The sequence below is a fragment of the Streptomyces sp. NPDC059477 genome (assembly GCF_042749375.1).
Lineage (GTDB): Bacteria > Actinomycetota > Actinomycetes > Streptomycetales > Streptomycetaceae > Streptomyces.
Window position 1 is genome coordinate 1 of record NZ_JBHYUG010000154.1, and the last position, 4,730, is coordinate 4,730.

A 4,730-nucleotide genomic window follows, 5' to 3' on the forward strand; every position below is an offset into this window, starting at 1 on the left:
GCGCCCCGGCGCCTTCTCTCGCGCGCCGCCTCTGCGTCGCCCCCTGCCCGACGCCCCGCGGGGCCGACGGCCCCGCCCGCGGGGCCCCCCGCCGCGGCAGGGCTGGTGGTCGCCGTGGCTGGCGGGTCGTCGTTGTTGTCGCTGCTACAGCTGGCGGTGAGGGCAGCGAGGGCGAGTAAGGCGGCGGCGAGGGTGGTTCTGTTGCGCATGGTCTCCCCAAGGACTCTGGTGCTGAGGGGGCATCATGGCGCGGCGTGTACGACGGGTGCGCGTGGTGTGGCTGTTCTGTGACGTGTGACCGCTGCCCGGTCGCCCGTGCGCGTGTGTGGTGGAGCATCTCGGCGCCCCTCGGCGGGGTCCGGGTGCGGGCGGGCCGCGGTAGTGGTGGTCAGCCGGTGCCTGGGACCAGGATCGCGATGATCGCGCTGGTGCGTAGTGCGACCTCGCCGCCGCCGGGCAGGCTGAACCGGGTCCATTCCCGGCCTGGTCCGGGGTCGAGCCGGCTCACGTGGCCGCGCAGGTCGAGATCGCCGCTGATGACCTCGATGTCGTGGGTCTGGCTCCCGACCGCGTAGCGGATGGTCATCGGGCGGGTGTGGCCCGGGGCTTCGTTGCTCATATCTGTCTAACGCGCTGGGACCGGCGGGAGTTGCTCCCGCTGCCCGGAAGCTGCCCGCGCGGGCGTTGGGGCGCCGGGGGCGGGGTGTGCGGCCCGCCGGGCAGCGGGGGTTCAGGGGGGGGGGGGTCGGGTGCAGGGCTTGAAGTCGGGGTGGCGTCCGCCGCGGTCGGCACGGTCGGCTCCGTTCTTCCAGGTGTCGAGTTCTGCCTGGGCGAGGGGGCCGAGGTGGTAGAGGCGGGGGCCGGTGCCGGGGATGTGGGTGATCTTGCCCCGGTGGGCCCACTGGCGGATGGTGCCGGGTTTGACGCCGAGGTGGGCTGCTGCTTCGGCGGCGGTGAGGAGGGTTCCGGGCCGGATCCGGTCGGGTGGGGGGTTGGGGAATTTGGGGCCGGTGGGGGGCACGGTCACCTCCCGCGAGCATGGGGAAGGCCCCGGGAGCGGTGGGTGCTCACGGGGCCTTCGTGGTTTTTGGGCAGGGCGTAGCTGCTGCTTCGACGTTACAGCGTTGCCGGGGGGCTTGTCGATGTTGGTCGGGCCTGGTGGCGGCCGTTGCCCGTCCTGCCCGGTGTGGTCAGCCGGTGGCGGGGCGGTGGATGACGATGGCGGTGGAGTCGTCGCGGTAGCCGGCCTCGTCCGGCTGGGCGGCAGCAACGAGTGCGTCGGCGAGGGCCTGCGGATCGTGGGCGTGCTCGCGCACCAGGTCCACCAGCACGTCGTGCGGGGTCTGGTCGTGCACGCCGTCGCTGGTGAGGATGACGAGCGGGTCGGTGACCTCGATCTCGCTGACGGTGGCGATGGTGGCGGTGGCGAGGGAGACACGGATCCAGGCGCCGTACGCCTGGGTGACGTCGACCGGCGGCCCGAACTGCTCCACCCACCGGGCCATGGTCTGGTCGGTGGTGTGCAGGGCGAGTTGCTCCCCGTTCCAGCTGTAGGCGCGGCAGTCGCCGACCCACGCGACGCGGATGCCGTCTCCGTAGGTGCGCGCGACGACGCCGACGGCGTTGGCCTCGTCGCCGTCCGGGCCGGGGTCGGCGACGAGAAGGCCGGCACCGAGGATGCCCTGGACGGCGCCGCGGTGGGCGGCGTAGCGGGCGGCCACCTCGGCGAGGAGCGGCGCGGTGCGGCTGGTGTGGGGGCCGTGGCCTATGCCGTCGATCACGGCGGCCCCCACGGATCCGTCGGCCATCGTGTAGACCGTGGCCGAGTCGGCGTTGTCCTTGGCGGTCCCTTCGCGGGTGGCGTGGCCGGTACGGATTGCCTGGGTCATGCGGGTGGTTCCCTTCGCCGGTGGTCGGGGGTGTGGGGGGTCTCAGTGGCGGTGCGGGTTGAGGCGCCGCAGCCGCTCGGGGAAGGTCGGGTCCGCCTCGGGGCGGCTGTGTGTGCCGGTGTCCGGGTCCAGATAGCCCCAGGTGCCGCGCTCGCCGGGCCCGCACACCATGAGGGTCATCGTGTCGCCGGGAGCGGCGTGGAGGCCGGTGACCTCGTGATAGGTCGCGCGGTCGATGGGGTTGGCGCCGCCGGCGAGGTGCTGGACCTCGGCGGTGTCGATGCGGTCGGTGCGGGCCTCGTAGCGGGTCTCGGTGTATCCGCCGGTGAGGATGCGGGCGGTGAAGTCCCAGGGGTGTGAATGGGGGCGCGGCGCGGCGTCGCGCAGGTCGGGCAGGAACCACAGGTTGATCTTCACGGTGCGCTCCAGGTGGTCTTCCTGGAGCACGAGTTCGGCCTTGGCGAGGTCTCCGTCCCGCTCGGGCACGAGCCACCAGCCGGACGCTGCGGTGAACCGGTTCCAGGTGAGCGGTGCGAGGTCGGGCAGGTGGGTGGCGATGGCCTCGGCGGCGACGGCGTACTGCGCCTCGGTGAGCGTCAGCCCGGGGGCGATACGGGTGGGGTCCATCGGGTCCTCCTGTCAGGCGTTGTCGGCGGGGACGATGATGTCGAGGTAGGCGCGGGTGCCGTCGCTGTCGCGGGTGGGCCGGTAGGAGGCGGGCCCGCACTGCGCGGCGGCCTGGAGCGCGGCGACCAGCTGGCGTACGGCGGTGTCGTCGCCGATGAGGCGGACCTGGACCGGGGACGGGCCGCTGGAGCCGGTGGGGGCGTGGCCGGTGGGTAAGGCGTCGTGTCGGGCGGGGCGGCTGGAAGCGCGCCGTGCGGGGTGTCGTGGCATGGGGGTGAGTGTTCCTCCGGGGCGGGGCCGATTCCTGGTGATCGGCTGAAGTGTCAACTTTTTGTCAGCTCTTGGCGGGTGGTCTGGTCCTGGTGGGCGCGCACCACGGTGGCGGCGTGGTCGGTGTAGGCGTCGGGTGTGAGGTGGTGGCCGCAGGCGTGGCAGGTGACGCCCCATTGGCCGTCGGTGGCGAGCAGGGCGCGGGCGTCGCAGCGGGGGCACGGCGCGGGCACGGGGTGGTCGTGGGGGACGGTGTGGGTGAGGTCGCGTACCCGGTGGATCAGGCGGGCGAGGTCGTGGTGGAGGTCCCCGATCCAGGTGTGGGTGGCGGCGTGGGGGAGGTAGGCGGTGAGCCATGCGCACCAGCCGGCCACGGTGCCGCCCTGGCGGGGTACGGCCTGTTCGCACGGCTGGGTGTGGATGGTGCCGTGGTGGTCGCGTGTGACGGCGGTGTAGCGGTAGGCAATGAATCCGGCCCAGCCGCTGAGGCGGGCGAGGATGGGCATGTCGCCGTCGTCGTCGGGGCCTTGCGGGTCCACGTGGCCGGGGCCGAGGAGGTTGAGGACGCGCAGGTCGACGGGGACGGGTGCGGTGGCGCGGCCGGTGCCGCCGAGGCGGCCCTGGGCGGGAGCGCCGCCAGCGGCTATGAACTCGTCCGCCAGGAGCTGCACCAGGCGCGGGAGTTCGGCGAGCCAGCCGCGGAGTTCGGCAAGGTGTGCGGGGCAGGCGTGGAGGCCCGGGTCGGCGTCGCGGTGGCAGACGGCGCACATGCTCACGGTGAGGTCTCCGGGGTGGCGGGCTGCTGTGCTTCGTCGGCTTCGGTGGCGAGGTCTTCCAGATACTCGGCGGCCCGCACGACGGGGTAGGGACCGCCCATCGAGTGGAGTGTCATGGCGCACCAGCGGATCAGGGCGGCCCGGTTCTGTACGGGGGTGGTGTCCGTTTCTGCTGTGGCCGCGAGGTCGTGGAGGTGGTCGGCGGCGTCCTGGACGTCGGGATCATCGTCGGTGGCGCGGGTCCGGTCGGCGCACCAGCGGATCACGGCTGCGTTGTCAGGGCAGTTGCGGGCGAGGGTCGCGGCGGCCTCGGCCTCGGTGACGGTGTCGCGTGGATCGGCACCCATGATGCGGTCGATGACGGTGAGGGTGTCGCGGGCCTGCTCGATGGCGTGCACGCGGACGGAGGTGCTGATGGTCAGCTCGCACAGGCGCCGGATCTCGGCGAGTGCGGTGGTGGCACCGTCGGGGGCCCATTCGAGGCGGGCGTGGTGGTAGCCGGTGAGCAGTTCGTCCAGGGACGGGGCGGCGGAGGCGAGTCCGTACTCGGGGTCATCGACCACGAACGCGCGGCCGGAGGGGAGGACGGCGCCGCCGAGGGTCTCGCCGGTGCCGAGGTGGAGCCTGAACCCGCGGGTGCGGCATGCGGGCCCGGTCATCGTGCGTTCCGGGTGATCTGGTGGCGGGTGTTGGTCTGGGCGAGGTAGACGGTGCCGATGAAGCGGTCGGCGGCGGCCGTGCCTTCGTGGTGGCGGATCTGGGCGATGATGCCGCCGACGATGTCGGCGAACCCGCAGCGCGGGATGAGGACGTTGATGTGGTCGGGCAGTGCGCCGGGCTGGCAGGGGGTGCCGGTGAGGTCGCTGTCGACGGCCGGGTCGCCGTGGGCGCAGCGTGTGTCGCTGAGGGTGAAGGCGGCGCTGGACACGGCGTAGTGGATGTCGTCGTGGTGGTGGTGCTGGGCGTCCATGGTGATCGTTCTTTCCGGCCGGTGTGACCCGGCCATGGCTACCGGATAGTAATGACAGGCGTCCCAGCTCGTACGCGCGTGCGCCTGCGTTCCGCGCGCGCGCTCGCCAGGGCGCGCGGGGGGGGGTATGGGTGTGTGTGGGGGGGGGGGGGGGTCTCGTGGTTGTTGTTGGGTGCTTGGGGGTGTGGGGGGGGTGTG

8 protein-coding genes and 1 pseudogene are annotated in these 4,730 nt (G+C 73.0%); all 9 read right to left on the bottom strand.

What is annotated here, in order from left to right:
* A pseudogene (locus ACFXAZ_RS38410) lies at positions 1–209 on the bottom strand (hypothetical protein); the annotation flags it as partial.
* A gap of 179 nt (positions 210–388) precedes the next feature.
* On the bottom strand, positions 389–619 hold the full coding sequence (locus ACFXAZ_RS38415) for a hypothetical protein (protein ID WP_384601367.1): 231 nt from the start codon (positions 617–619) through the stop codon (positions 389–391).
* A gap of 111 nt (positions 620–730) precedes the next feature.
* Positions 731–1,027 (bottom strand): helix-turn-helix domain-containing protein, encoded by a 297-nt coding sequence (locus ACFXAZ_RS38420; RefSeq protein WP_384601370.1) that lies wholly within the window; start codon positions 1,025–1,027, stop codon positions 731–733.
* 163 nt (positions 1,028–1,190) lie between these two features.
* Entirely contained in the window at positions 1,191–1,889 is a 699-nt protein-coding gene (locus ACFXAZ_RS38425; RefSeq protein WP_384601373.1) for a hypothetical protein, read from the bottom strand.
* A 42-nt stretch (positions 1,890–1,931) separates the two neighbouring features.
* Positions 1,932–2,516, bottom strand: coding sequence for a hypothetical protein (locus tag ACFXAZ_RS38430; protein WP_384601376.1), 585 nt, complete (start codon positions 2,514–2,516; stop codon positions 1,932–1,934).
* 12 nt (positions 2,517–2,528) lie between these two features.
* Positions 2,529–2,786 (bottom strand): hypothetical protein, encoded by a 258-nt coding sequence (locus ACFXAZ_RS38435; protein ID WP_384601379.1) that lies wholly within the window; start codon positions 2,784–2,786, stop codon positions 2,529–2,531.
* A gap of 53 nt (positions 2,787–2,839) precedes the next feature.
* On the bottom strand, positions 2,840–3,562 hold the full coding sequence (locus ACFXAZ_RS38440) for a hypothetical protein (RefSeq protein WP_384601382.1): 723 nt from the start codon (positions 3,560–3,562) through the stop codon (positions 2,840–2,842).
* Complete coding sequence (locus tag ACFXAZ_RS38445) at positions 3,559–4,221, bottom strand: hypothetical protein (protein ID WP_384601385.1); 663 nt, start codon at positions 4,219–4,221, stop codon at positions 3,559–3,561. The genes ACFXAZ_RS38440 and ACFXAZ_RS38445 overlap by 4 nt, the downstream gene beginning before the upstream one ends.
* Entirely contained in the window at positions 4,218–4,568 is a 351-nt protein-coding gene (locus ACFXAZ_RS38450; RefSeq protein ID WP_384601388.1) for a hypothetical protein, read from the bottom strand. Before ACFXAZ_RS38450 ends, ACFXAZ_RS38445 begins: the two co-directional genes overlap by 4 nt.
* Between the last annotated feature and the right edge of the window lie 162 nt (positions 4,569–4,730).